A 24,863-nucleotide genomic window follows, 5' to 3' on the forward strand; every position below is an offset into this window, starting at 1 on the left:
GCTGCTGCCTTACTTCACTTCACGGTTCGTGCCGGGACGGGCCCGGTCACTCGCTCCAGGACCAGCGCTGCGGGAAGAACGACGCGCCCGGGTCCTGGTGCCCGATGTCGAGGCCGTCCTTGATGACCGAGACCTGGTAGACCGGGTTCGGCATCCACATCACCGGCAGGTCCTGCGCCAGCAGGGCCGAGTACTTCTGGGCGATCTCGCTGTCGGTCGAGGCGGTCATCTGGGTGATGAGCTCCTCGGCCTCCGGGTTGTCGTACTGGCCCGCGTTCCACTTGGTGTCCTTCGCGAAGACGCGCTCGCCGGTCGGGTAGGCCGGGAAGTACCACGAGCCGGCCGTGCCGAAGAAGACGAGCTGCCACGTGCACGTGGTCGAGCCCTCGGTCTTGCAGGACTGCGCCTCGGTGAGCACCGAGTCGAGCGGCTTCGCGTCGATCGTCATCGCGACGCCGATCTTGCCGAGCGAGGACTGGATCTCGCTCATCATGTTGTCGGTCTCCTGCGAGCCGTTCTGCGTGGTGACGACGATCTCGAGCTTCTTGCCCGCCGCGATGCCCTCACCGCACTGGTCGGCGCCGGTGCCCGGGTTGGTGCACTCGAGGGTGCCGCCGGAGCCGGCCGTCCAGCCGTGGTCGGCGAGGAGCTTCGACGCCGCGTCGAGGTCGAAGGGGTAGGGGTTGTCCTTCTGCTCGCTCGAGAGGTAGGCGCTGTCCTGCGTCTGCGGGACGGGGCCGTAGTCGGGCGTCGCCGCACCGTGCCAGATGACGTCGGAGATGGTCTCCTGGTCGACGGCGTGCTGCAGCGCCTGGCGGATGTAGAGCTGATCGAAGATCGGCCCCATCTCCGGGTTCGCGAAGTTGTACGGCATGTACGTGATCGACCAGCCGGCCCACGGCTCGACGCGGTAGCCGAGGTCGGTGAACTGGGCCTCGTTCGTGAGCTGCGCGCTCGTGACGTAGCCGTAGTCGACCTCGCCGGAGCGGACGACGTTCATCTCGGCGTCCGCCGAGGTGAAGGGCAGGAAGGTGACGTTCGGGATGGAGGGCGTGTCCTCACCCGTGTACTTCGTGTTCGCGGTCAGCTCGACCTGGCCGGAGTCCGACCAGCTCTTCACGACGTACGGGCCCGAGACGGTCTGCCAGAGCTCGTTCGTGGCGTAGGTCTTCATGTCCTTCGCCTCGGAGAAGAGGTAGTCGAAGACCTGGACGGCGGATGCCTCGTCGCGGTCGAAGTCGCCGACCTCGCCGTCGGCGCTCGTCTTGTCCCAGGCGTGCTGGGGCATGGGGTAGACGAGGCTCAGCTGGTTCGCGAGGAGGAACTCCTCGTTGTAGACCTGGTTGAACGTGAGCGTGAAGGTCTTCTCGTCGACCGTCTCGAAGTTCGTGATGTTGTCGGGGATCAGGCCGGCCGAGTAGCCGCCGGTCTTCTCGGCGTTGAAGCGCACGAGGTTGTACCAGAACTCGACGTCGCGCGAGGAGACGGGCTCGCCATCGGACCAGTCGAGGTCGGCGAGGGTGATCGTCACCGAGAGGTGGTCGTCGGAGAACTCGTACTCCTTGGCAGCGGAGGCCTTCTGGTCCCACTCCATGGTGCCGCTCGTGCCGTTGTACTCGAACAGGCGCGGCCACATCGTCGCCTTGATGGCGCTGTTGTGGGTGGCCATCGTGTCGGGGCTCGAGATCGGCAGGATCCAGTTCGGGCCCGTGCCGGCCGGCAGCGCGTAGCTGACGGAGTCCTTGCCGCTCGACGCCTCGTCGCCCTGCGCGGTGCAGCCGGTGACCACGAGGGCCGCGGCAGCGGCGAGCCCGAGGGGGGCGAGCAGGCGCCGCATCACTGTCGTACGCATCAAACCTCCTTGTTTCTTCGTCGAGGGATGGAATTCGTGCAGAATCTCGACGCAAATTCATCCTGCACGAAGGAACAACGCCAACAATCACGAACTTGTTACGTTTGAGTAACTAAGTTTTCATGAAATTGGAGTAAGTGGGGTTCGGGCGGGAGCTCGGCGGTCGGCCGGAGGACACGTGCGGGCCGTGTGCGCCACTTCGCCTGCGACGCGCCACGTGTGCTGGCGCAACGCGGGTGAAGTGGCGCGGACGCCGACGGGGGCGCTGACGAGGCATCCGCCGTCCGGCCCGGAGGCCGCACCCGAGCGCCAGCGCCACTTCCGCCGCGACGCGCCACGTGTAGTGGCGCAACGCGGGCGAAGTGGCGCTGACGCTGGCGCGGGCGAAGTGGCGCTGGCGCCCGGGCGAAGTGGCGCCGACGCCGACGCCGACGCCCGCCGACTTAGCCGAACAGGCGCGCGGTGAGCGCCGGGTCCGTCTCGAACGCGTCGAAGGGGAACATCGGGCGCTGGATGCGGTGGTGCCCGAGCCGGCCGAGGTCCTGGTCGACGCCGCCCGGCGTGAGCGCGAGCGTCCAGCCGCGCTGCGCGTCGTAGAGCGTCGGCTCGAGGTAGCCGATCTTCGTCACGACGATCTGCGCCGCGAAGGGGTCGAGCCCGATCGAGGTGAAGTCGGCGATGTCGTGGTACGCCTTGCGGTACTCGGTGATGATCGCGTGCAGCCCGCCGACGCGGATGACCGCCACGCCGCCGGCGTCGGGGTCGCCCTCGTGCAGCGAGTGCAGCACGCCCGTGATCTCGACCGGGCCGTGCGGGCCGTGGTCGACGCGCGCGCCCGCGGTGACGGTCACGGTCTCGCCGACGGTCGCGCCGCGGAGCTCGGCGAGCGCCTCGTGGTCGAAGATCGAACCGACGAGCACGGTCGGCGCGCCCTCGGCGGTGAGCCGCTCGTCCTGCAACAGCTGGGCGAGCGTCCACGTGACGTCGCCGGTGCCGCCGGCGCCCGGGTTGTCGCCCGAGTCGCTGATGAAGTAGGGGGTGTCGCTCGCGGCGAGGCCGGCGTCGACGCCCTCGGCGAGGGTCCCGGGCGGGCCGACGAACTCGAACTCGTCGCGGACGTCCCAGAAGGCGCGGCCGAGCTCCTCCGCCGCCGCGGTGATCGCGGCGTCGTCGTCGCCGGTGACCACGACGACGCCGTGGCAGCGGGGCTCGTCGGCCCAGGCGTAGCCGATCCAGATGGCGGCGTCGATGATGCCGGGGCGCTGCTCGACCTCGTCGATGCGGGCGTAGAGGCTCTTCGCCGGCTCCACGCGGGTCGAGGTCTTCTCGCCGGGCAGCAGGATCGGCACGGTGACGTGCGCGCGGCGCGGGGTGCGGCCGTCGCGGAGCGTCTCGACGAGATTCCGGATGGCCCGGTCGCGCGTCTCCCAGGTGTCCTCGTGCGGGGCGAGGCGGTAGCAGGTGATGAGGTCGACCTGCGAGACGAGCGCGTCGGAGACGTTGCCGTGCAGGTCCATCGAGGCGGAGACCATGACGTCGCCGCCGATGACCTCGCGGATGGCGGTGATGAGGTCGCCCTCGGCGTCGTCGAGGCCGTCGACGCTCATCGCGCCGTGGATGTCGAAGAAGAGCCCGTCGAGGCCGCCGTCGGCCATGAGCGCGCGGAGCCCGTCGAGGATGCGGCCCTTGATGTCGTCGTAGACCTCGCGGAGCACCGCGCCGCCCGGGATCGAGCGCGCGTAGTACACCGGCAGCCACTCCGCGGCATCCGTCATCGTGCCGTCGCGGAGCGAGGAGTAGCGCTGGATCAGCTCCGCGCCTTCGGCGCGCTGGAAGTCGCGTGCTCCGGCGCGGTGCGGGGAGAAGGTGCTGGACTCGATCGCCATGCCGGCGATCGCGATGCGGGGGCGCTGGGTCATGCCGCCCAGCTTAGATCACCGGTCGAGTGAACCCGGAGTCGACTTCGCGAAAGTCAGCATACTTTCTTCGATCATTGGATTTACTGGCCGGATGCCTCGGCGATCGCTGCAGCGCCGGCTCCGCTGCTCGCCCCGACGATCGCCTCGTCGATCCGCGCCGGCTCCAGCAGGCGCGCGAGGAGCGAGCTGCCGACCCCGCGCGCGCCGGCGAGCGGGCCGGCCGCGCTCACGCCGATCTCGAGCAGGTCGGTCGACATCGGCAGGCAGAGCGTGTAGATCGCCTGTCGGACGCCCGCGACGAAGGCGTCGGCGGTCGAGAGCTGTCCGCCGAGCGCGAGCAGCTGCGGGTTGTAGAAGTTGATGATCGTCGCGAGCACCTCGCCCGTGCGCTGGCCCGCCTCCCGGAGGAGCGCCGTCGCCCGCGGCTGGGCGTCCTGCGCGAGCCGGAGCACGTCGTCGAGGTGCTCGACCTCGACGCCGGTGCCGCGGAGGGCGTCGACGATGGCGGTGCCGCTCGCGACGACGTCGAGGCAGCCGACCCGGCCGCAGGAGCAGACGACGGGCGGCGCGCCCGCGAGCGCGACGTGGCTGATGTCGCCGGCGACGCCGCGGTAGCCGCGGTACAGCTCGCCGCCCGCGATGATGCCGCAGCCGATGCCGCTGCCCGCCTTCACGAAGACGAGCTCGCCCACCGACTGCCCGCGCTCGACGAACTCGCCGACCGCCATCGCGTTCGCGTCGTTGTCGACGTGGGTCGGCAGCCCCGTGACGCGGGCGAGCATGTCGCCGACGACGAGCCCGTTCCAGCCCGGCATCCGCATCGGCGCGAGGAGGCGGCCGTCGCGCGAGTCGACCGGTCCGGGCAGGCTCATCGCGATGCCCTCGATGCCGGGCGCGGGGGAGAGGCCGGCGGCGAGCGCCTGCGCGGCGGCCCAGACCGACTCGATCACGGCGGCGGGCTCGTCGCGGAGCGTGATCGGCTCGACCGCGTCGGCGACGACGTCGCCCCGGCGGTTCATGAGCACGAGGGTGACGTGCCGTTCGCCGAGGTCGGCGGCGGCGATCACGGAGTCGCCCTCGCGGACGGCGAGGAGCCGGGGGCGCCGGCCGCCGGTGGACTCGCCGCGGCCGGCCTCCTCGAGGTAGCCGTGCTCGATCAGCTCGTCGACCCGCATGGCGACGGTCGAGGCGCTGAGGCCGGTCAGTCGGGCGAGCTCGGCGCGCGAGTCCGCTCGGCCCGTGTGGATCAGCCGGAAGAGCTCCCCCGCCGTCGCGCTGCTCGTCGTGGCCACGCTGCACCTCTCTCCGAGACGATTGGTCCGAGAATCGATGCTGTTCCCCCGAAGTCGAACAGAAGTCTCGCCTCGGCGCTTACTCTAGCCACCCGTCGACGGGGTGCGGGCGATGCGACGGTGGATGACCCGGCCCGGCGTGGCGCCGATCGGATCGGCGATCGGGGTGCTCGACGGCGTCGCGGGCGGGACCCTCAGGCGGGGTGCGGACCGCAGGAGTCGCGCGGGACGAGCTCGGACGGCACGAGGATCCGCCGGGCGTCGACCGTGCCCGCCCGGTCGAGCAGCAGGCTCACGGCGGCCTCGGCGATGGCGTCCAGGGGTTGGCGGATGACCGACAGCGGCGGCGAGGTGAACTGCGCCTCCGTGGTGCCGTCGAAGGAGAGCACCGCGAGGTCCTCCGGCACCCGAACACCGCGCTCGGCGACGGCGCGCAGCGCCCCGATCGCCTGCACGTCGGCGCTCACGAACACCGCGCTCGGCGCGGCCGCGCGGTCGAGCAGCTCGCCGGCCGCGAGGTACCCGCCCTCGCGGGTGTAGCCGGCGGTCGCGACGAGCGCGGCGGCGAGCTCGGGGTCGAGCCGCGGTGCGACGAGCTCGGTCCAGGCGCGGCGCCGGGCGCGGGCGGCCGGAGAACCCGGCGGGCCGGCGATGAGCGCGATCCGCTCGTGGCCGTGCTCCTGGAGGTGGCGGATGCCGGCGCGCGCGGCGGCCACGTCGTCGATGCCGACGCTCGGGGCCGGCGCGACGCTGCCCGGCGCGACGCTGCCCGGCACGACGCTGCCCGGCCCGGCGCCCGGGTCGTGCTCGGCGGGGTGGTCGAGGGTGACGAGCGGGATGCCCGCCTCGTGGAGCGGTGCGAGGAGCTCCGGGGTGCCGCCGATCACGAGCACGCCGTCGGGGCGCCGCTCGGCGAGGGCGGCGAGCTGGGCGCGCTCGCGCTCGGGGTCGTACTCGGTGTCGCCGTACGTCACGGCGTGGCCGCGGGCGAACGCGGCGGCCTGCACGGCCTTCGCGAGCTCGGCGAAGAACGGGTTGCCGATGTCGGGCACGAGGAGCGCGAGCGTGCGCGTGCGGCGGAGCCGGAGGGCGCGGGCCGTCGCGTTCGGGCGGTAGCCGAGCTCGGCGATCGCCGCGAGCACGCGCGCCCGGGTGGCCGCCGCGACCGGGCGGGGCCCGTCGTTCAGCACGTAGCTGACGACCGCGCTGCTGACGCCGGCGAGCCGGGCGACGTCGTCGCGGGTCGCGGCGCGCGGGGCGTCGTCGCGTGCGGGCATCGCGCCTCCTCTGGCCGGTTCCGGAGCCGCGGGCCGGCGCCCGACGGCTTGCGTCCCGGCCATGCTATCCCTACGATCGAGGCGGATCTACTCGTGTAGATCGACGTGCGGAACGCGGGTGGAGCCCACCTGCGCGGGACGCGCGTCCAAACGCAGAACGTGCAGCGCAGAACGTGCAGTGCAGACGTGCAGAGAAGGGGTGCCCATGGACACGGACGTCCTCGTGGTCGGATCCGTCAACGAAGACCGCATGATCGCCGTGCAGCGCCAGGTGCGCCCGGGCGAGACGATCCTCGCCGACGGCGTACAGGTCTCCGGCGGCGGCAAGGGGGCGAACCAGGCCGCCGCGGTCGCCCGCGCCGGGGCCCGGGTCGCGTTCGTCGGCGCCGTCGGCGACGACGAGTCGGGTCGCACCCTCCGCGCCGAGCTCACGGCCCTCGGCATCGACGTCGCCGAACTCCGCACCGTCCCGGGCGTCACCACGGGCACCGCGTTCATCCAGGTCGCCGAGGACGGCGAGAACGCGATCATCGTCGACGCCGGGGCGAACTCGCAGGTGCGCATCGAGCTCGCCGCCGACGCCACGCGCGCGGCGGTCGTGCTCGCCCAGGCCGAGATCCCGCCCGCCGCCGTCGCCGCGGCCGCCGAGCTCGCCCGCGCGATCGGCGCCCGCTTCGCCTTCAACGCCGCGCCCGCGCCCGCCTCGCTCGACGAGGTGCCGCAGGGCGCCGACCCGCTCATCGTCAACGAGCACGAGGCCGCCGAGCTGCTCGGGTCCGCCGCGGCCGCCGGGACCCCGGCCGAGGCGGCGCTCGCCCTGCGCGAGGCGGCCGGCGCGCGTTCGGTCGTCGTCACGCTCGGCGCCGAGGGATGCCTCGTCGCCGACGAGTCCGGCGTCGACGCCGTGCCCGCGGTGCGCGTGGAGCGCGTCGTCGACACGACCGGGGCCGGGGACGCCTTCGCCGGCGCCCTCGCCGCTGCGCTCGCGCTCGGGGCATCCCTCCGCGACGCCGCTGCGGCTGCCGCGGCCGCCGGTGCCGCCGCCGTCGGCTGGGAGGGCGCCCGCCCGCCGGTGTGATCCGGGGCCGCGCCGAGCCGCGCCGCGCCCCGGCGCGGTCAGCCCGCGGTGCCGAGCGACGTGGGGGCGTCGAGGCCCGAGGCATCCGCCGCCCCGAAGCGGTCGAGGCGGAAGGGGGCGAGGTCGAGCTCGGGCGCCCGCCCCTCGGCAAGGTCGGCGAGCACGAGGCCCATGAGTGCCGAGAACTTGAAGCCCTCGCCGGAGTCGCCGCAGGCGAGCACCACACCCGGCCTCGGCGAGCCGATCACGAAGCGGCCGTCGGGGGAGTCCGTCCAGCTGCACACCTTCGCGTCGACCACCCGGGCGCCGCGCATGCCGAGCGCCTCCCGGGCGTAGTCGAGCAGGACGGCGGTGCGCGCCGCATCCGGCTCGCGGTCCTCGTCCTCGCCCCAGACCACGTCGCGGAGCGGCGCGTCGAGGCCGAGCTTGTACCCGGTGCCGGGCGTCGTCATCGCGTAGAGCGTCGGCCGCCCGCCCGCGGCGATGTCGATCACGTCGGGCAGCCCGTCCGACGGCACCGCCGGGTCGGCGACGTGCACGACCTGCTCGAGGTGCGGACGGAGGGGGATCCCGAGGCCGAGCTCCGCGACGAGCGCGGGAGCACCTGGCCCGGGCGCGGCGACGACGAGCTCCGCGTCGAGCGCACGGCCGTCGGCGAGGCGCACCCGCTGCGCACCGCCCGGGGTCTCCTCGATCCCGACGACGTGCGCGAGCACGAGCTCGCCGCCCGCGCGCTCGAAGCGGCGGCGCTGCGCGGCGAGGGAGGCCTCGGCGAGCACGGGTCCCGCCTCCGCGGTCCAGAGCGCGTCGCGGCCGTCGGGGACGAGGCCCGGGAACCGCTCGCCCACCCGCGCGGCGGGCAGCCGCTCGAAGTCGACCGCCTGCTCGGCGAGCGCGCGCTCGAAGGCGTCGAGCGCGGCGCCGTCGTCGCGCCAGAGCAGCCCGCGGCGGAGGAACACCGGTTCGCCCGCGATCGCCGAGAGCCGCTCCATGGCGGCGAGGCTCGCGGCGGTCATCCGGATCTTCGCCGGGTCGGGATCGGCGAGGCGCCAGATCCGCGTCGGTCCGTGCGAGCTCGACCAGGGGTTGCCCGGTCCGTAGCGGTCGACGAGGGTCACGCGGTGGCCGCGCTCGGCCAGCTCGGCGGCGGCGGGCAGCCCCCAGGCGCCCGCGCCGATCACGATGAGGTCCATGCCTCCATCCTCTCGCGCGGCGCGACCGCGCGGGCGAAGCGGAGCCCGGGGAGCCCGCGCCGCGCGATCAGCCACTCGGCGACGACGAGGTTCGGCAGCCAGGAGAGGAAGGGCACCGCCGCGTAGGCGTTCTGGAACACCTGGTCGAAGTCGAAGGCGCCGCTCGTGAACGGCAGCTGCACGACGATGAGCAGCGGCAGCCAGATCCGGAGCGTCACGGCGCCGTAGCTCAGGGCGAAGCAGCGCATCATCCACGCGCGGTGCGACGGCACGTCCCCGCGGCGGATGGCGCGGTAGCCGAGGGCGCCCGTGGTCAGCCAGAGCGCGGCGAGGGCGCCGAAGCCGAACAGCCCGACGAGGCCGGCCGAGTTGACGGGCGCGAGCAGGAGGCCCGCGACGCCGCCGATCGCGACCCCGCCGAGCGCGACCCGCCCCACCCAGCGGTGCAGCCGGGGCATCCGTTCGCGGAGGCCGCGCCAGAACTGCAGCGGGCCGAGCGCGAGGGCGAGCCCGCCGCCGACGACGTGGGCGTAGAAGACCGCCTGGATCATCGGCGGCTGCCCGGCGTAGTGCCCGGCGAGGCCGCCGGCCGGCGACTCCGCGAGCGAGGCGAGCGAGGCGGTCAGGTACGGCGTCACCGCGAACGCGACGATGCCGAGGGAGGAGAGGAGCACCCAGAGCCAGGCGACGCGGGTCGCGGGCCGGGCGGCCGCGGGGGCAGGCGCGGACGGGGAGGGTTCAGCGGTCATGGCTCGAACGCTAGGGGCGGCGGCGGGCGGCCCGGCATCCGGTGAACCCCCGGAACCGCGGCGGGTTCACCGCGAGGTACGTGGTTCCCCGGATCGTCCCGCCGTCCACGCCGCCCAGAGCCGGCCGTAGACCCCGTCCGCGGCGACGAGCTCGGCGTGCGCGCCCTCCTCGACGACCGCGCCCCGGTCGAGCACGATCACCCGGTCGGCGCGGGCGGCCTGATCGAGGCGGTGCGCGATCGTGACCGTCGTGCGGCCCGCCGCGACGCGGGCGATCGCGCGGTCGAGGAGGTGATCGCCGTCGCCGCCGGCCGCGGCGGTCGCCTCGTCGAGCACGAGGATCGCCGGATCGTGCAGCAGCAGCCGGGCGAGGGCGAGCTGCTGCGACTCGACGATCGTGAGCCGGTGCCCGCCCGCGCCGACGACGGTGCCGAGGCCCTCGGGCAGGCGGTCGACCCAGCCGAGCGCGCCGACCGCGTCGAGCGCCGCCCGCAGCTCGGGCTCCGCCGCGCCGGGACGGGCGAGCCGGAGGTCGTCGCCCAGCGGGCCGGCGAAGACGTGCGGCTCCTGCCCGGCGAGGCCGATGCGCGGTAGCCGCGTCTCCGCCGTCGCCGCGCCGACGTCGAGGCCGTCGAGCAGCACCCGCCCGCGCTCCGGCTCGAGCGCGCCGAGCACGAGCGCCGCGACGGTGCTCTTGCCGGCACCGCTCGCGCCGACGAGCGCGACGGTCTCGCCCGGGGCGACCGCGAAGCTCACCCCGTCGAGCGCGGTGGCCCCGTCGTAGGCGAAGCCGACGCGATCGAGCTCGAGCCCGGCGGCCCCGCCGCGGGACGGCGCAGGACGGCTGCCGCGTTCCGGCAGCTCCAGCACGCCGACGAGGCGGGCGAGCCCCGCCGCCGCCTTCTGCAGCTCGTCGACGCTGCCGAGCACCTGGCCGACCGGCCCGAACAGGGCGTGGAAGTACAGGGCGGCGGTCGTCGCGGCGCCGACGGTCGCGAGGTCGGCGCCGACGAGCAGGAAGCCCGCGCCGAGCACCGCAGCGAGCCCGAGGAACTCGGCGAGGTTCAGCTGGTTCCAGAAGCCGACGCTGATGCGCGCGGCCCGGCGCTCGAGCTCGACCGAGCGCATCGCGGCCTCGTCGACGACCCGCTCGCGCTCCGCGGAGACGCCCATCGCGCGCACGGTGTCGGCGGCGTCGACGGACTCGAGGATCCGCTGCGCCCGCTCGCCCTCGGCGGCCCGCGCCGCCCGGTAGACGGGACGCGCCCGCTTCAGGTAGGCGCGGAGCGCGAGGAGCTGCACCGGCACGGCCGCGAGCGCGGCGAGCGCGAAGCGCCAGTCGAGCGCGCCGAGGCCGACGAGGGTCACGACGACCGTGAACCCGGCGGACGCGAAGCTCGGCACGATGTTCGAGACCACGTCGCCGACGATGCGGGTGTCGGTCGAGGCGCGCGAGACCAGGTCGCCGCGGCCTGCGCGCTCCACGACCGTCGCGGGCAGGCGGATGAGCCGGGTGACGACGAGCCCGCGCAGCTCGGCGAGCACGCGCTCGCCGAGGCGGGCGACGAGGGCGCGGCCGAGTCCGGTGAGCCCGGCGTTCGCGAGGCCGACCCCGGCGATGACGAGCACGAGGGGGAGGAGCGCCGCGGGGTCGCCGCCGAGGACGGCGTCGACGATGCCGCCGAGGGCCGCGGGCAGCGCGAGCCCGGCGAGGGCGGCGAGGAGGAGCACGGCGGCGGCGAGGCAGAGCGCGCCCGCGCGTCCGCGGAAGAGGCGTCGGAGCGCGCGCCGGGTCTCGCGGGGCCCGGCGACGGGCAGGGGGGTGGTGCTCATGCGGTGACCTCGATCGCGGTCGGTGCGGTTTCGTCGGCCTCGATCAGCTGGTCGGCGACGCGCGCGAGCGCGGGGCTCGCGGCGACGAGCACGGTCGTGCGCCCGGCGGTCGCGGCCCGGAGCCGCTCGGCGATCCGCGCCTCGGTCACCGCGTCGACGGCGCTCGTCGGGTCGTGCAGCACGAGCACCGCGGCGTCGCGGCCGAGCGCCCGGGCGAGCGCGACGCGCTGCCGCTGCCCGCCGGAGAGGCTGTAGCCGCGTTCGCCGACGGGCCGTTCGAGTCCGCCGGCGCCGGAGACGACGTCGTCGAGCGCGGCGGCGCGGACGAGCTCGGCCAGCCGGGCGTCCTCGAGCGGACGGTGCAGCTCGAGGTTGTCCCGGAGGGTGCCGGCGAAGAGCGCCGCCTCGTGCGGCGGGGCGAGCACGGCATCGGATGCCTCGAGCGGCACGCCGTCGACGAGCACCCGCCCCGAGCTCGGCGTGCGGGCGCCGGCCAGCACCTCGACGAGCTCGCGGGCGGCGAGGTGGTCGGGCACGCCGAACGCGGCGATGGTGCCGGCGGGGACGACCGCGGAGACGGCCCGGAGGTGGGGCGTCGCGACGGCCTCGAGCACGAGCTCGGCGCCGCGCGGCGCGGGTGCAGCCGTCGCGGACGCGGGCGCGGCGGGTGCTGACGCCGTGGGTGCAGCCGTCGCGCCCGCCGGGGCCGGGTCGTCCACCGCGCCCGGGGCGGCGAGTACGGCGTCGACCCGCCTCGCCGAGGCGCGCACCGTCGCGAGCTCGGCGGCGACGAAGGCGAGCCCGCCGATCGGCCAGGTGACGAACTGCGCGAGGCCGAGCACGGCGATGAGCTCGCCGACGGTGATCGTGCCGGCGAGGGCCTCGGCGCCCGCCGCCCAGGCGATCGCGGCGAGCAGCAGCGCGGAGCCGCCGAGGCTCACGGCCGCGTACACCGCCTTCGCGGACACGGCGCGGGTCGCAGCGTCGAGGGAGCGGCGGTTCACCCGCTCGAAGCGGTCGACGGCGGCCTGCTCGGCCCCGAGTCCCGCGATCGTGCGGAGCCCCGTGAGCAGGTCGCTCGCGGTCGCGCTCGCCGCGGCGACGGCGGCCTGCTCATGCGCCATCCGCCGTTCGAGGGGAGCGGTGACGAGGTGCATCAGCGCGACGAAGACGGGGGCGGCGACGAGGACGACGACGCCGAGGGGCACCGAGATGGCGAGCAGCGCGACGGCCGCCGTGAGCACCGCGGCGAGCTGGGCGCCGCCGCTGCCGAGCACCCAGACGATGCCGGCGGTGCGGTCGACGTCGGTGCCGGCGACGCTGAGCAGCTCGCCGGGGCTGCGTGGCTCGGCGAAGCCGCGGCGGGCGAGCATCCGCGCGACGAGCCCGAGGCGCACGTCGCGGCCGGCGAACTCGCTCGCCCGGACCGAGGCCAGCTCGCCGAGCCGCCAGGAGAGGAGGAGCGCGACGAAGAGCAGACCGAGCGCGGCGAGCGCCCACGCGAGGGCGAGGGGATCGCCGGGCGCGATGGCGCGGTCGATGACGACGCCGATGAGCACGGGCACGAGGGCCTCGGTGACCTGATGGCCGACGAGGCCGGCGATGGAGCCGGCGACGAGGAGTCGCCGGCGGCGGAACACGGTGGCGATCGCCCGCTCGGCGCGCGGCGGCCGCCTGGCGGGGGTCGTCGCAGGCACGATCCAAAGCTTAGGATAGCCTCACCTGATCAGATCAGCGACAAGGAGCCGAAGGATGTCGCCAACCCGCCATGCTCTCGCGGCGGAGGTGCTCGACGTGCCCGTCCGGGCCGAGGGCATCATGACGAGCTCCTTCGTCGTGCGCCGCGACGAGGAATGGGGCTGGCACCGGCACGATCGGCACGAGCTCCTGTGGGGCTCGCGCGGCTCGCTCGTCGTCGAGACCCCGAGCGGCGTGCACGCGGTGCCGTGGACGGTCGGGCTGTGGATCCCCGCCGGCCTCCCGCACCGGGTGACCGCGGGCTCGGGCACCGAGTTCGCCTGCAGCTATCTGCCGGTCTCCCTGCCCGCCCCGCGACGGGACGCGGGCGCGGTCGCGGTGCCGGTCGTCGTGCGCGCCCTCTTCGAGGAGCTCGAGACGAAGTCGCTCGACCCCGAGACGCGCGCGCTCGGCGAGCAGCTCCTCGTCCGCCTGCTCGAGCGCGCCGACCTCACCCGGCTCGACCTGCCGATGCCGGACGACGACCGCACCCGCCGGGTCGCCGACGCCGTGCTCGCCGATCCGGCCGACGCACGGACCCTCGACGAGTGGGGCGCGCTCGTCGGCGCGAGCGAGCGCAACCTCTCGCGCCTGTTCCGGCAGGAGACGGGCTTCACCTTCGCCGACTGGCGCACGAAGGCGCGGATGCGGGTCGCGGTCGAGCTGCTCGCCGCCGATCATCCGGTCGGGGTCGTCGGGCGGCGGGTGGGCTACCGGACCGCGAGCGCGTTCGTGCAGGCGTTCCGGCGGGAGTTCGGCACGACGCCGGGCGCGTTCGCCGGGGCATCCGGCCAAGCTGTCGCGTTCGCCGCATCGGATGGCGGGCGGGCGACATCCGCGTGATGCAGGATCGAAGGCGGCGCTGTTAGGTAAGCCTAAGCTAATCCGGGCGCCCCATCCCCGAATCCAGTGAAGGCCACATGAAGATCGCATCCTCGCGCGCGCTCCGCAGCGCCGCCGCCGCCATCGCGGCCACCCTGCTCCTCGCCTCCTGCGCCGCCTCCTCCGCGGCCGACGACGCCGCAGCGGAGACGCTCACCGTCGACACGGAGTACGGCGAGGTCACGATCCCCGCCGAGCCGAAGGCCGCCCTCGGCTTCTACACGACCGACGTCGACATGCTCATCACCCTCGGCATCCCGCTCGCGAAGGAGCAGCCGATCCGCGACGACTTCGACCGATTCCCGACGTTCTTCCCGCAGGAGGAGCTCGAGGGCATCGGCACCTTCCACAACTACCCCGAGTTCAACCTCGAGAAGATCCTCGACGTCGGACCCGACTTCATCCTGAACGGCCTCGGCTACGAGACCGACCTCCACGACCAGCTCACCCCGATCGCGCCGACGTACACCTACAACGGCTTCGACGGCGGCGACTGGCGGGTGAAGTTCGCCCAGCTCGCGAAGGACCTCGGCCGCGACACCCAGCACCAGGCATGGGTCGACGCCTACGACGCCCGCGTCGCCGAGATCCGCGCCGAGCTCGACGCGCGCGGCCTCGACCCCGTCGTCGCCGACGCCTCCTACTGGGACGATCAGGTGCAGGTCGGCTGCTACAGCATCTCCTGCCTCGTGTTCGCCGACCTCGGCCTCTCGATCTCGACGGTCGCCGACAGCGACGGCGACGGCGAGCCCGACAGCGAGGGCCGCGCCCTGAGCCACGAGCAGCTGGGCGAACTCGCCGACGTCGACGTGATCTTCACCGGCGTCGCCGAGGACGGCTCGGGCCTCATCACCGACGAGGCGGCGCTGAAGTCGAACGCGCTCTGGACGTCTCTGCCCGCGGTCGCGAACGGCCAGGTCTTCCCCTACAACTACGAGATGAGCTACGGCTCGCCGAGCGGGCAGACCGCCCTGCTCGAGGTCATCGCGAAGGCGCTCCTCGGATGAGCCGCCCCGAAGTGAACCTGGTGCACCGCGTCGAGGTGGCCGAGGTCCGCCGGCTCACGCCCGGCATGATCCGGATCGAGTTCACCGGCCCCGGCCTCGAGGGCTTCGTCTCCTCGGGCGTCGGCGACGAGTACCTCCGCCTCTTCTTGCCGGCCGAGGGGCACGACGAGCCCGGGCTGCCGGTCGCCACCGACGACGGCTACTGGGAGTTCCCCGAGGGCGTCGAGCCCTGCGAGGTGCGCACCTACACCGTGCGCGCGTGGGACGAGGCATCCGGCCGGCTCGTCATCGACTTCGTCGTCCACGACGGCGGCGTCGCCGCGGCCTGGGCGCTCGGCGCCGAGCCCGGTCACATCGCCGGGGTGAACACGCCGCGCGGCCTCTACGCCCCCGCCGAGGACATCGAGTGGCAGCTGCTCGTCGCCGACGCGACCGGGCTGCCCGCCGCGGTGCGCCTCGCCGAGCAGGCGCCAGCCGGCGTCCGGACCAAGCTCGTGCTCGAGGTCGCCGACGACCAGGACGAGCACCGTCCCGAGCTGCCCGCGAACGTCGAGCTCACCTGGGTGCACGGTGGCAACGGCCACTCGCCGAGCCGGCTCGAGGACATCGTGCGCGCGAGCGAGCTGCCGAAGACGCCCGGCTACGTCTGGGTCGCGGGGGAGAGCGCCGTCACCCGCGCCATCCGCAAGCACCTCCGCCACGAGCTCGGGCTGCCGCCCACCGCCTACAAGGTGGTCGGCTACTGGGTGGAGCGCGCCGAGCAGTGGCGCGAGCGCTACGAGGCGCTCCCCGAGGACGTGCGCACGCGCCTGAGCGAGATGTGGGACGACGGGTCCCGCGACGAGGAGGAGCTGCAGGACGAGTACGTCGCGGTCCTCGAGTCTCACGGGCTCTGAGCCGGCGATGTCGGTGACGGAGGCCCCGGGCGCGCCGACCGGGAGCGGTGCGGCCGGAGGCGGGGCTCCAGGGGGCGAGGCCCCCGGAGGTGGCGCGGGCGAGGCGGAGCGGCGCCCGCGGGCCGGTTCGGCCGGGCGCCGGACGCTCGGCTTCGCCGTGTCCCTCGCGGTGCTCGCAGGATGCGTCGCGCTCAGCCTCGCGATCGGGTCGAAGGGCCTGTCGATCGCCGAGGTGCTCGCCGCGATCGGGGGGTCGGCCGACGAGGCCGGGACGATCGTGCGCGAGCTGCGGCTGCCGCGCACCCTGCTCGGCATCCTCGTCGGTGCGGCGCTCGGCGTCGCCGGTGCGGTGATGCAGGCCTTCACCCGCAATCCGCTCGCCGATCCCGGGCTGCTCGGCGTGAACGCGGGCGCCGCGTTCGCGGTGACGGCGGCGGCCGCGGCGTTCGGGCTCACCTCGCTCGGCGCGACCGTGTGGTTCGCCTTCGGCGGTGCGATCGTCGCGACCGTCGGCGTGTACCTCATCGGCACCGCCGGCCGCGGCGGGCCGGATCCGCTGCGAATCACGCTCGGCGGCGTCGCGATCGGCGCGTTCCTCGCGGGCATCACGAGCGGCATCACCCTGCTCCTGCCCGACGTCTTCGACCGCATGCGCGGCTGGAACGCCGGCAGCATCGTCGTCGCCCCGCCCGAGCTTCTCGGCTGGGTGACGCCGTTCGTCGTCGCCGGGCTCGTGCTCGCCGCCCTCGTCGCGGGGCCGCTGAACACCGTCGCGCTCGGCGACGAGCTCGCCGTCGCCCTCGGCTCGCGGATCGTCCGCACCAGGATCGTCTCGATCGTCGCCGTCACCCTGCTCTGCGGGGCGGCGACCGCCGCCGCCGGGCCGATCGGCTTCGTCGGGCTGATGGTGCCGCACGCGGTGCGCTGGTTCACCGGGCCCGACCAGCGCTGGATCTTCGCCGGCAGCGCGGTCGCCGCCCCGGTGCTGCTCCTCGCGAGCGACGTCGCCGGGCGGGTCGTGCTGCCGAGCGGCGAGCTGCCCGTCGGGATCGTCACCGCCTTCGTCGGCGCGCCCGTGCTGATCGCGCTCGTGCGGCGCCGGCGGGTGAGCGGGCTGTGAGCGCGCCGACGCGGGTCGACCACGGCTACCGCGCCGTCGAGCTGCACTCGCCCGGCGGCGGCCTCGGCATCCGGATCGGGGTGCGCCACGCGATCGTCGTCGCCGCCCTGCTCGCCGCCGCGCTCGCCGTGGGCGTCGTGAGCCTCGGCACCGGCGACTTCGCCGTGCCGCTCGGCGACGTCGTCGGCGCGCTGCTCGGCCAGGGCGACCGGCGCACGAACCTCGTCGTGCTCGACTGGCGGCTGCCCCGGGTGCTCCTCGCGCTCATGCTCGGCGCGGCGCTCGGCGCGGCCGGCGCGATCTTCCAGTCGATCACCCGGAACCCGCTCGGCAGCCCCGACGTCATCGGCTTCGACACCGGCGCCTACACGGGCGGGCTGCTCGTCATCATCACGACCGGCACCGGCTACTTCGCGACGGCCTCCGGCGCGCTCCTCGGCGGCTTCGCGACGGCGGTCGTCGTGTACCTGCTCGCGTACCGGCGGGGGTTCCACGGCTTCCGGCTCATCATCGTCGGCATCGGCGTCTCCGCGATGCTCGCCTCGCTGAACACCTGGCTGATCCTGAGCGCGGAGCTGAACGTCGCGCTCGCCGCCGCGGCCTGGTCGAGCGGCTCGCTGAACGCCGTCGGCTGGGCGCAGGCCGTGCCCGCGGCGGCGGTGCTCCTCGTGCTCTGGGCGGTCGCCGCCGGGATGAGCCGGCGCCTCCACCTCCTGGAGCTCGGCGACGACGCGGCGACCGCGCTCGGCGTGCGCACCGGGCGCACCCGGCTCGTGCTCGTGGTGCTCGGCGTCGCCCTCACCGCGACCTCGGTCGCCGCCGCCGGACCGATCGCGTTCGTCGCGCTGGCCGCACCGCAGCTCGCCCGGCGGCTGAGCCGCTCGGCGGGCGTGACGCTCGCGGGGGCCGCGGCGATGGGCGCGCTCCTCCTCGCCGCCAGCGACTTCGTCGCCCAGCACCTCTTCGCCCCCACCCAGCTGCCGGTCGGCGTCGTCACGGTGAGCGTCGGCGGCGTGTACCTGATCTGGCTGCTCATCACGGAAGCGAGACGACGATGACCGAGACGACGATGACCGAGACGGTGACTGGGACCACGGTGACCGGGACCACGGTCGGGACGGCGGTGCGCGCCGCCGCGACGGCGGCCGTGCGGGACGCGGGGGATGCCCCGCCCGCCCGGCTCGCGGCCGAGGGCCTCACCCTCGCCTACGACACGCGCACGATCGCGGAGGAGCTGTCGCTCAGCATCCCGACCGGATCGTTCACGGTCGTCGTCGGGCCGAACGCCTGCGGCAAGTCGACGCTGCTGCGCGCCCTCGCCCGGGTGCTCGCCCCCGCCGCGGGCCGGGTCGTGCTCGACGGCCGGACGATCACGGAGTACCCGGCGAAGGAGGTCGCCCGCCGCCTCGGCCTCCTGCCGCAGAGCTCCATCGCGCCGGAGGGGATCACGGTGGCCGACCTCGTGGCGCGCGGGCGGCATCCGCACCAGGGGCTCTTCCGGCAGTGGAGCCGCGCCGACGAGGAGGCCGTCGCCGCCGCGCTCGCCGCGACGAACACGACGGAGCTCTCCGGCCGCGCCGTCGACGAGCTCTCGGGCGGGCAGCGGCAGCGGGTGTGGGTCGCGATGGTGCTCGCCCAGCAGACGCCGCTCCTCCTCCTCGACGAGCCGACCACCTTCCTCGACATCGCGCACCAGTACGAGCTGCTCGAGCTGCTGCGGGGGCTCCACCGCGCGGGCGACCGCACGCTCGTCGCGGTGCTGCACGACCTGAACCAGGCCGCGCGCTACGCCGACCACCTCATCGTCATGCGCGACGGCGAGGTCGTCGCCGCGGGCGTGCCCGGCGAGGTGCTGACCGCCGAGCTCGTCGAGCGGGTGTTCGGGCTGCCCTGCACGATCATCCCGGACCCGCACACCGGCACGCCCCTCGTCGTGCCGCGCCTGCCCGCGTAGCCGCGTCGCTCAGCGCCTGCCCGCGTAGCTCGGCGCCTGCGACGTGGCTCAGCCGGCGACGGCGGCAGCCGCGGCAAGCCCGGCGACGGCCGCCTCGACCTCCTCCTCGACGAGGGTGGCGTTCATCGCCGCGCCCGTGAAGTTCCCGGCCGCCATGGCGAAGGGGACCGAGGAGCGCGGATCGGTCACGTTGCCCGCCGCCCAGAGGCCGGGGACGCTCGTGCGGCCCATCTGGTCGACGACGACGAAGGATCCGCCCATCGGATGCTCGGCGTGCTCCGCGCCGAGGGCGCGCAGGAGTCCGTCGCTCGGCGCCGGGACGGGTGCGACGAGGAGGGCGTCGACCGGGAGCTCTGCGCCGTCGTCGAGGTGGAGCGCGGCGAGCTCGCCCGCGGCATCCGTCGCGACCCGCGCGAGCGGGCGCTCCTCGATGCGGATGCCGCGCGCGAGGAGGCCCGCGCGGACGGCGTCGTCGACGGGACGCCCGTCGGTCAGGAAGACCACGTCGTCGGACAGCTGGCGCATGAGCTGCGCCTGGTGCGGGTTCGGATGCTCGCCGGCGAGCACGGCGATGCGCCGATCGCGCACCTCCCAGCCGTCGCAGTAGGGGCAGACGAAGACGCCGCGGCCCCAGAGCTCGGCGAGGCCGGGGACGGCGGGCAGCTCGTCGCGGAGGCCGCTCGCGACGAGGAGGCGCCGGGCGGCGACCACGGCGCCGTCGCGGAGCTCGACGCGGAAGCCGGATGCCTCGGCCGCGCCGCGCGTCGCGGCGACGATCGCGCCCTCGCGGAGCTCGACGTCCTCGTAGCGGCCGAGCTCCCGGCGGCCGTCGGCGAGGAGCTCGAGCGGCGAGGTGTGGTCGCGGCCGAGCACGCCGTGCATGTGGCCCGCGAAGCGGTTGCGGGGAAGGCCCTCGTCGACGACGAGGACGCGGCGGCGGGAGCGTCCGAGCATGAGGGCGGCGCTGAGCCCGGCGGGGCCGCCTCCGGCGATGACGACGTCGTACTGGGGCGGGGTGCGGTTCTCCATGCTCCCGATCCTGCGGCGGCCGGATGGATGTGGCAAGCTGTGTTGCTGAAGTGGCAAACATGAGCGGCGAGAGGCGACGATGGCGCAGGAATGGGATCCGGAACCCGAGCCGGGATCGCCGCACGACGAGCTCGAACGCGCCCTCGACGCGGTCGCCCCGCGCCTCCGGGCGCTCCGTCAGCGGCGCGGGGCGACCCTCGCCGAACTGTCGGAGCGCACCGGCATCTCGGTGAGCACGCTCTCCCGGCTCGAGTCCGGCGGGCGGAAGCCGACGCTCGACCTCGTCATGCGGCTCGCCGCGGCCTACCGGGTGAGCCTCGACGACCTCGTCGGGGCGCCGCAGATCGCCGACCCGCGCGTGCGGCCGAAGCCGTTCTACCGTGACGGGAAGGCGATCATCCCGCTCACGAGGGACACCCCTGGACTGCACGCCTACAAGATGGTGCTGCCGGGGCATCCGCCCGAGTCGCCGGTGCCGCAGCGCGCGCATGGCGGATACGACTGGATCTACGTCCTGAGCGGGCGGGTGCGGCTCGCGCTCGGCGACGAGGAGCTCGTGCTGGAGCCGGGGGAGGCGGCCGAGTTCGACACCCGGGTGCCGCACGGCATGGTGAGCGCCTCGCTCGAGCCGGCCGAGGTACTGAACCTGCTGAGCGCGCAGGGCGAGCGGGTGCACCTGCGCACGGTCGAGGGCTGAGGCGGCGGCTGTCTGCGGGTGCGGGTGCGGCTGCTGCGTGGCTGCGCGGCTGCGCGGTTGCGGTTGCGGCTGCGGTTGCTGTGCGGATGCGCGGTCGGCTGTCGGCGGGCGCCGGTATCGTCGCCGCATGGCCGAGGCGCAGTCCCACGGAGAGTCCGACGTGAAGTACGACGTGAAGCGCGCGTTCCGCGAGCTCTACGCGCCGAGCGCGCGCGACTTCGCCGTCGTCGAGGTGCCACCGATGCGGGTGCTCGCGATCGACGGGCACGGCGACCCGAACACCGCCCCCGCCTACGCCGCCGCCGTGCAGGCGCTCTACTCGGTGTCGTACGCGCTGAAGTTCCTGAGCAAGCGCGAGCTCGGCCGCGACCTCGTCGTCGCTCCGCTCGAGGGGCTGTGGCGCGCCGACGATCCCGCGAGCTTCGTCACTCGCGACAAGTCCGCGTGGAGCTGGACCATGCTCATCGTGCAGCCCGAGTGGATCGACGACGGGCACCTCGAGGTCGCGCGCGGGCGAGCGCTCGCGAAGGCGCCGGGCGAACTGGGCGCCACGATCGAGGCGCTCGAGCTGCGCACCCTGCACGAGGGGCGCTGCGTGCAGATCCTGCACCTCGGCTCCTACGACGACGAGGGCCCGACGCTCGCGCGGCTCCACGACGAGTACCTGCCCGAGCACGGGCTGACCTTCGCGGGCGACCACCACGAGATCTATCTGAGCGACGCCCGCCGCACGGCGCCGGAGAAGCTCCGCACGGTGCTGCGCCAGCCGGTTCGGCTGGCGGAGGCGGCGACGCGCGCCGGCTGAGTTCGAGTGCTGACGCGCTGAATGCTCCGTGCGGAGCGCTTCGTGCCGAGTGCCGTGCGAGTGGGTCGGGCGCGAGTCCCCGGTACCCGGCCTCAGCGGTCGCCGGCCGCCGCCCGGAGCTCGGCGCGGTCGAGCCCGAGTGCCCAGGCGGTCGCGTCGGTGACGAAGCGCGTGTAGGCGTCGTGCTCGAATGCGCCGAGGTTGTTCGCGTACGCGCCGTAGCCGTCGACCGCGACGAAGATCCGGATGCAGGCGTCGAAGGCGTCCTCGCAGTGGAAGGTGCCGTCGGCCATCCCGCTCTCGATCAGCCGGCGGAGCCGGGCGCGATCGAGGGCCTCCTGCTCGAGGAGGGCCGCACCGAGGGCGGGGCTGAAGCGCGAGAGGTGCCGGGCGTTCAGCCAGAGCCGGGAGACGTCGACGGCCGCCGGGCTCTCGACCCGGGCCACGAAGCGGGCGATGCGTGCGAGCGGGTCGCCGCCCTCGGTGACGAGCTCCTCGCGCTCGTCGCCGACCGCCCGCACGAACGCGGCGATGACGAGCTCGTCGGCGACCGGGAAGTAGTGGCTGATCAGGCCGGGCCGCACGCCGAGCCGGTGGGCGACCGCCCGCAGGGTCACCCGCTCGAGGCCCTCGCCGAGGGCGATGCCGGCAGCCTCCCGGATGATCTCCTCGCGCCGCTCCTCCGGGGCCTTCCTGGCCCGCGGCTGGGGTGCGCTTGACATCATGCGCTCCATGTTATTGGATAAGCGACCAATAGCCCATTGGTCGAGTGACCAATAGCCCGCGGATGGCCCGACGGGATGCGATGACGCCTCGGCTCCCTCGGCGCACCGCCGGGCCAGCCGAGAGGACCTTCGTGTCGACCCACGACCCCCTGACCCCGACGAGGGGCGAGGCATCCCGCCCCGTCGGCGAGCAGCACCCGCTCGCCGGTGTGCAGCACGCCGCCGCGTTCATCGACGCGCCCAGTCGCCCGGAGACGCGCGGCATCGAGCTCGTCGCGCCATCCGAACGCCGCGGCCGGCCGCGAGACCTCTTCTGGGTCTGGGCTGCGCCCAACGTGAGCGTGCTGAACTTCACGATCGGCGCGACGATGATCCTGCTGGGGCTGGAGCTCTGGCAGGCGATCGTCGTCATCGTCGTCGGCAGCCTGCCGTGGGTCTTCCCCGGCATCGTGGCGATCACCGGCCCCGCCGCCGGCACCTCGGGCTCCGTCATCACCCGCGCCATCTATGGGGTCGTCGGCAACAAGGTCGTCATCGCGTTCACCGGCTGGATCATCTCCGCCGTGTTCCTCGCGCTGAACTGGCTCGCCTCCTCGTTCATGGGCGCCGACCTGCTCGCGGCCTGGGGGTTCGACGACCCGGTGCTCGGGCCGGTGCTCGTCACCCTCGTCGTGTCCGCCGTGACGGTGCTCGTCGCGGTGTACGGGCACGCGCTCATCATCCGGAGCTACTCGATCATCACGATCGGGCTGCTCCTCGTCTTCCTCGCCGTGACCGCGTGCATCCTGCCCCACGTCGACTGGGCGTACCGGCCGGCGGAACCGCTCTCAGGCGTGCCGCTCTGGTCGGCGATGACGATCGGCTTCACCATCCTCGCGTCCACGCCGCTGTCGTACTCGAACAGCCCCGACATCGCCCGCTACCTGCCCCGTTCGACGAAGCCGTGGCGGATCGTCGCCGCGACCGCCCTCGGCGGCGCCCTCCCGTGCATCCTGTTCACCGTCGTCGGCGCCCTGCTCGCGACCGGGATCAGCGACGCGGCGATGGCCGCCGGCATCGAATCGGCGCTCCTCGCACTGCTGCCGAGCTGGCTCGGACCGCTCCTCGTGCTCGCCGTGATCGTGAACACGATCGCGCTGAACGGGATGACGACCTACACCTCGAGCATGGCGCTGCAGGCGGTCGGCGTGCCCATCCGGCGCATCCCCTCCGCGATCGTCGTCGGCGTGATCGGGACGGCGCTCACGCTCTACCTCGTCATGTCGACGAGCCTCCTCGACGCGGTGAATCTGATGCTCCAGTTCCTCGTCATCGTCTCCGCGCCGGCGATGGCGGTGTTCACGACCGACGTGCTGCGTCGGCGCGGCCGGTACGACGGCGCGGCGCTCTTCGACGCCGGCCGCGGCGGCCCGTTCTGGTACACGGGCGGATGGAGCATCCCCGGCATGTCCGCGGTACTGCTCGGCGGACTCGCGACCGCCCTCTGCCTGTCGACCGAGGTCTGGACCGGTCCGGTCTCGCTCGAGCTCGGCGGCATCGACCTGTCCGTGCCGGCGGGGATGCTCGTCGCGGCGGCCGTGTACGCGGGACTGTCGCGGACGCGGCTCGGCGGCGGTCGCGCCGGAACGGAGCTGGCACGATGAGCGGCGCGCACCCGCCGCGCTTCCCGGGCGCCGCACCCGGGCGGCCCACGATCGACAGCTGGCAGGAGGCCCCGGACAACCGCTGGGCGTTCGCGCACCTCGGCGAGCTCGTGCCGACCGCGACGGTCGCGAGACGGCGCCCGCCTGGCGAGGCGACGGTGCGGCTCGGCGGACCCGACGGCCTCGAGGGGCTCGTGCCCGAGCTCGAGGAGCGGCTCGTCGCGACCTTCACCGACGCGTTCCTGGTGCTCCGCGGCACGGAGCTCGTCGCCGAGTACTTCCGGCCCGGCTTCGCACCGGATGCGCCGCACCTGCTGATGAGCGTGTCGAAGTCGCTCTGCGGGATCGTGGTGGGGGCGCTCGTCGACGACGGCCTGATCCATCCCGCCGAGACCGTCACTCGATACGTGCCCGAGCTCACCGGCTCCGTGTTCGACGGGCCGACCGTGCGGCACGTACTCGACATGCTGATCGCGATCGACTACGACGAGGACTACGTGAACCCCGCCGCGGAGGTGCAGACGCACGACCGCTCCGCGGGTTGGCGCAGCCGGCGGGCGGGTGACCCGGCCGACACCTCGACCTTCCTCACGACGTTGCGGGGCAGCGGCGAGACCGGCACGTTCCAGTACTGCTCCGCGAACACCGACGTGCTCGCCTGGATCGTCGAACGGGTCACCGGGCAGCGTTACGCCGAGGTGCTCTCGGAGCGGCTCTGGGCGAAGCTCGGCGCCGACCGCGACGCGAGCATCACGGTCGACACGGCGGGGTTCGGCTTCGCCAACGGCGGTGTGTCGTGCACCGCTCGCGACCTCGCCCGCGTGGGACGGCTGATGCTGGACGGCGGCGTCGCGCCGGGCGGCCGCGTCGTCTCCGAGGAGTGGGTGCGTGGGACGCTCGCGGGCGGCGACCCTGCGGCGATGTCCGACGCGGGCTTCGCCACGGCGTATCCGAACGGCTCGTACACCCGGCAGTGGTGGTGCACCGGGAACGCGCGCGGCAACGTGAGCGGCATCGGCATCCACGGCCAGCACCTCTGGCTCGACCCTGGAACCGACTCGGTCATCGTGAAGCTGTCGAGCTGGCCCGAGCCGGACACTGCCGAGTGGCACGAGCGGCAGGGCCGACTGCTGTTCGAGGTGAGCGAGGCGCTCGATCGGCTCCCCTGATCGCTG

Annotated in this window: 21 protein-coding genes; 11 read left to right on the forward strand and 10 right to left on the reverse strand. The window is 74.2% G+C overall.

Going from position 1 to position 24,863, the window contains the following annotated elements; all coding sequences use genetic code 11:
* Positions 1-46: 46 nt before the first annotated feature.
* From ROT00_RS12650 to ROT00_RS12665, 4 genes are all read right to left on the reverse strand, one after another.
* Positions 47-1,852: a peptide ABC transporter substrate-binding protein gene (locus tag ROT00_RS12650; protein WP_404775375.1), complete on the reverse strand. Its 1,806-nt coding sequence runs from the start codon at positions 1,850-1,852 to the stop codon at positions 47-49.
* Between the two features lie 443 nt (positions 1,853-2,295).
* Complete coding sequence (locus tag ROT00_RS12655; protein ID WP_404775377.1) at positions 2,296-3,771, reverse strand: M81 family metallopeptidase; 1,476 nt, start codon at positions 3,769-3,771, stop codon at positions 2,296-2,298.
* Between the two features lie 80 nt (positions 3,772-3,851).
* Positions 3,852-5,063, reverse strand: coding sequence for an ROK family transcriptional regulator (locus ROT00_RS12660; protein ID WP_404775379.1), 1,212 nt, complete (start codon positions 5,061-5,063; stop codon positions 3,852-3,854).
* 194 nt (positions 5,064-5,257) lie between these two features.
* Complete coding sequence (locus ROT00_RS12665) at positions 5,258-6,340, reverse strand: LacI family DNA-binding transcriptional regulator (protein WP_404775381.1); 1,083 nt, start codon at positions 6,338-6,340, stop codon at positions 5,258-5,260.
* A 205-nt stretch (positions 6,341-6,545) separates the two neighbouring features.
* Here ROT00_RS12665 and ROT00_RS12670 point away from each other — a divergent pair, with 205 nt between their 5' ends.
* Positions 6,546-7,418 carry a PfkB family carbohydrate kinase gene (locus tag ROT00_RS12670; RefSeq protein ID WP_404775383.1) on the forward strand — a complete coding sequence of 291 codons (873 nt, stop codon included), beginning with the start codon at positions 6,546-6,548 and terminating at the stop codon, positions 7,416-7,418.
* A 38-nt stretch (positions 7,419-7,456) separates the two neighbouring features.
* Here ROT00_RS12670 and ROT00_RS12675 read toward each other — a convergent pair whose 3' ends face one another.
* From ROT00_RS12675 to ROT00_RS12690, 4 genes are all read right to left on the reverse strand, one after another.
* A complete protein-coding gene (locus ROT00_RS12675) occupies positions 7,457-8,611 on the reverse strand; it encodes an FAD-dependent oxidoreductase (protein ID WP_404775385.1) in 1,155 nt (384 codons plus the stop codon).
* On the reverse strand, positions 8,596-9,360 hold the full coding sequence (locus tag ROT00_RS12680; protein WP_404775387.1) for a DUF2306 domain-containing protein: 765 nt from the start codon (positions 9,358-9,360) through the stop codon (positions 8,596-8,598). Before ROT00_RS12680 ends, ROT00_RS12675 begins: the two co-directional genes overlap by 16 nt.
* Positions 9,361-9,426: 66 nt before the next feature.
* Positions 9,427-11,193: an ABC transporter ATP-binding protein gene (locus ROT00_RS12685; RefSeq protein ID WP_404775389.1), complete on the reverse strand. Its 1,767-nt coding sequence runs from the start codon at positions 11,191-11,193 to the stop codon at positions 9,427-9,429.
* The gene (locus ROT00_RS12690; RefSeq protein WP_404775391.1) at positions 11,190-12,890 is read right to left on the reverse strand and encodes an ABC transporter transmembrane domain-containing protein; all 1,701 of its coding nucleotides are present in this window, start codon (positions 12,888-12,890) and stop codon (positions 11,190-11,192) included. Before ROT00_RS12690 ends, ROT00_RS12685 begins: the two co-directional genes overlap by 4 nt.
* A 55-nt stretch (positions 12,891-12,945) precedes the next feature.
* Between ROT00_RS12690 and ROT00_RS12695 the strand changes: the two genes are divergently transcribed.
* The 6 genes from ROT00_RS12695 (at position 12,946) to ROT00_RS12720 (ending at position 18,789) form a co-directional block, all read left to right on the forward strand.
* Positions 12,946-13,773: a helix-turn-helix domain-containing protein gene (locus ROT00_RS12695; protein WP_404775392.1), complete on the forward strand. Its 828-nt coding sequence runs from the start codon at positions 12,946-12,948 to the stop codon at positions 13,771-13,773.
* 77 nt (positions 13,774-13,850) lie between these two features.
* Complete coding sequence (locus tag ROT00_RS12700) at positions 13,851-14,819, forward strand: ABC transporter substrate-binding protein (RefSeq protein ID WP_404775393.1); 969 nt, start codon at positions 13,851-13,853, stop codon at positions 14,817-14,819.
* The gene (locus ROT00_RS12705) at positions 14,816-15,715 is read left to right on the forward strand and encodes a siderophore-interacting protein (RefSeq protein ID WP_404775394.1); all 900 of its coding nucleotides are present in this window, start codon (positions 14,816-14,818) and stop codon (positions 15,713-15,715) included. Before ROT00_RS12700 ends, ROT00_RS12705 begins: the two co-directional genes overlap by 4 nt.
* A 7-nt stretch (positions 15,716-15,722) precedes the next feature.
* A complete protein-coding gene (locus ROT00_RS12710; RefSeq protein ID WP_472974911.1) occupies positions 15,723-16,835 on the forward strand; it encodes an iron chelate uptake ABC transporter family permease subunit in 1,113 nt (370 codons plus the stop codon).
* The gene (locus ROT00_RS12715; RefSeq protein WP_404775396.1) at positions 16,832-17,893 is read left to right on the forward strand and encodes a FecCD family ABC transporter permease; all 1,062 of its coding nucleotides are present in this window, start codon (positions 16,832-16,834) and stop codon (positions 17,891-17,893) included. The genes ROT00_RS12710 and ROT00_RS12715 overlap by 4 nt, the downstream gene beginning before the upstream one ends.
* Positions 17,890-18,789: an ABC transporter ATP-binding protein gene (locus tag ROT00_RS12720; protein ID WP_404775397.1), complete on the forward strand. Its 900-nt coding sequence runs from the start codon at positions 17,890-17,892 to the stop codon at positions 18,787-18,789. Before ROT00_RS12715 ends, ROT00_RS12720 begins: the two co-directional genes overlap by 4 nt.
* Before the next feature lie 48 nt (positions 18,790-18,837).
* On the opposite strand, the gene ROT00_RS12725 is transcribed toward ROT00_RS12720, so the two are convergent.
* A complete protein-coding gene (locus ROT00_RS12725; RefSeq protein ID WP_404775398.1) occupies positions 18,838-19,818 on the reverse strand; it encodes an NAD(P)/FAD-dependent oxidoreductase in 981 nt (326 codons plus the stop codon).
* A gap of 79 nt (positions 19,819-19,897) precedes the next feature.
* Between ROT00_RS12725 and ROT00_RS12730 the strand changes: the two genes are divergently transcribed.
* Together ROT00_RS12730 and ROT00_RS12735 are read left to right on the forward strand one after the other, a co-directional pair.
* Positions 19,898-20,515, forward strand: coding sequence for a helix-turn-helix domain-containing protein (locus ROT00_RS12730; protein WP_404775399.1), 618 nt, complete (start codon positions 19,898-19,900; stop codon positions 20,513-20,515).
* A gap of 127 nt (positions 20,516-20,642) precedes the next feature.
* A complete protein-coding gene (locus tag ROT00_RS12735; protein ID WP_404775400.1) occupies positions 20,643-21,320 on the forward strand; it encodes a GyrI-like domain-containing protein in 678 nt (225 codons plus the stop codon).
* Between the two features lie 92 nt (positions 21,321-21,412).
* Here the strand turns inward: ROT00_RS12735 and ROT00_RS12740 are convergent, their stop codons facing one another.
* Positions 21,413-22,042 (reverse strand): TetR family transcriptional regulator, encoded by a 630-nt coding sequence (locus tag ROT00_RS12740; protein ID WP_404775401.1) that lies wholly within the window; start codon positions 22,040-22,042, stop codon positions 21,413-21,415.
* A gap of 212 nt (positions 22,043-22,254) precedes the next feature.
* Here ROT00_RS12740 and ROT00_RS12745 point away from each other — a divergent pair, with 212 nt between their 5' ends.
* Together ROT00_RS12745 and ROT00_RS12750 are read left to right on the forward strand one after the other, a co-directional pair.
* On the forward strand, positions 22,255-23,688 hold the full coding sequence (locus ROT00_RS12745) for a purine-cytosine permease family protein (protein WP_404775486.1): 1,434 nt from the start codon (positions 22,255-22,257) through the stop codon (positions 23,686-23,688).
* Positions 23,685-24,857: a serine hydrolase domain-containing protein gene (locus ROT00_RS12750; RefSeq protein ID WP_404775402.1), complete on the forward strand. Its 1,173-nt coding sequence runs from the start codon at positions 23,685-23,687 to the stop codon at positions 24,855-24,857. Before ROT00_RS12745 ends, ROT00_RS12750 begins: the two co-directional genes overlap by 4 nt.
* The last annotated feature ends 6 nt before the right edge of the window (positions 24,858-24,863 follow it).

It is taken from the genome of Agromyces mediolanus, assembly GCF_044917495.1.
Lineage (GTDB): Bacteria > Actinomycetota > Actinomycetes > Actinomycetales > Microbacteriaceae > Agromyces > Agromyces mediolanus_B.

Coding starts and splice junctions, on each gene's coding strand:
- ROT00_RS12650 (WP_404775375.1), bottom strand. CDS start 1,852: ATGCGTACGACAGTGATGCGGCGCCTGCTCGCCCCCCTCGGGCTCGCC.
- ROT00_RS12655 (WP_404775377.1), bottom strand. CDS start 3,771: ATGACCCAGCGCCCCCGCATCGCGATCGCCGGCATGGCGATCGAGTCC.
- ROT00_RS12665 (WP_404775381.1), bottom strand. CDS start 6,340: ATGCCCGCACGCGACGACGCCCCGCGCGCCGCGACCCGCGACGACGTC.
- ROT00_RS12670 (WP_404775383.1), top strand. CDS start 6,546: ATGGACACGGACGTCCTCGTGGTCGGATCCGTCAACGAAGACCGCATG.
- ROT00_RS12675 (WP_404775385.1), bottom strand. CDS start 8,611: ATGGACCTCATCGTGATCGGCGCGGGCGCCTGGGGGCTGCCCGCCGCC.
- ROT00_RS12680 (WP_404775387.1), bottom strand. CDS start 9,360: ATGACCGCTGAACCCTCCCCGTCCGCGCCTGCCCCCGCGGCCGCCCGG.
- ROT00_RS12685 (WP_404775389.1), bottom strand. CDS start 11,193: ATGAGCACCACCCCCCTGCCCGTCGCCGGGCCCCGCGAGACCCGGCGC.
- ROT00_RS12695 (WP_404775392.1), top strand. CDS start 12,946: ATGTCGCCAACCCGCCATGCTCTCGCGGCGGAGGTGCTCGACGTGCCC.
- ROT00_RS12700 (WP_404775393.1), top strand. CDS start 13,851: ATGAAGATCGCATCCTCGCGCGCGCTCCGCAGCGCCGCCGCCGCCATC.
- ROT00_RS12705 (WP_404775394.1), top strand. CDS start 14,816: ATGAGCCGCCCCGAAGTGAACCTGGTGCACCGCGTCGAGGTGGCCGAG.
- ROT00_RS12710 (WP_472974911.1), top strand. CDS start 15,723: ATGTCGGTGACGGAGGCCCCGGGCGCGCCGACCGGGAGCGGTGCGGCC.
- ROT00_RS12720 (WP_404775397.1), top strand. CDS start 17,890: ATGACCGAGACGACGATGACCGAGACGGTGACTGGGACCACGGTGACC.
- ROT00_RS12725 (WP_404775398.1), bottom strand. CDS start 19,818: ATGGAGAACCGCACCCCGCCCCAGTACGACGTCGTCATCGCCGGAGGC.
- ROT00_RS12730 (WP_404775399.1), top strand. CDS start 19,898: ATGGCGCAGGAATGGGATCCGGAACCCGAGCCGGGATCGCCGCACGAC.
- ROT00_RS12735 (WP_404775400.1), top strand. CDS start 20,643: ATGGCCGAGGCGCAGTCCCACGGAGAGTCCGACGTGAAGTACGACGTG.
- ROT00_RS12740 (WP_404775401.1), bottom strand. CDS start 22,042: ATGTCAAGCGCACCCCAGCCGCGGGCCAGGAAGGCCCCGGAGGAGCGG.
- ROT00_RS12750 (WP_404775402.1), top strand. CDS start 23,685: ATGAGCGGCGCGCACCCGCCGCGCTTCCCGGGCGCCGCACCCGGGCGG.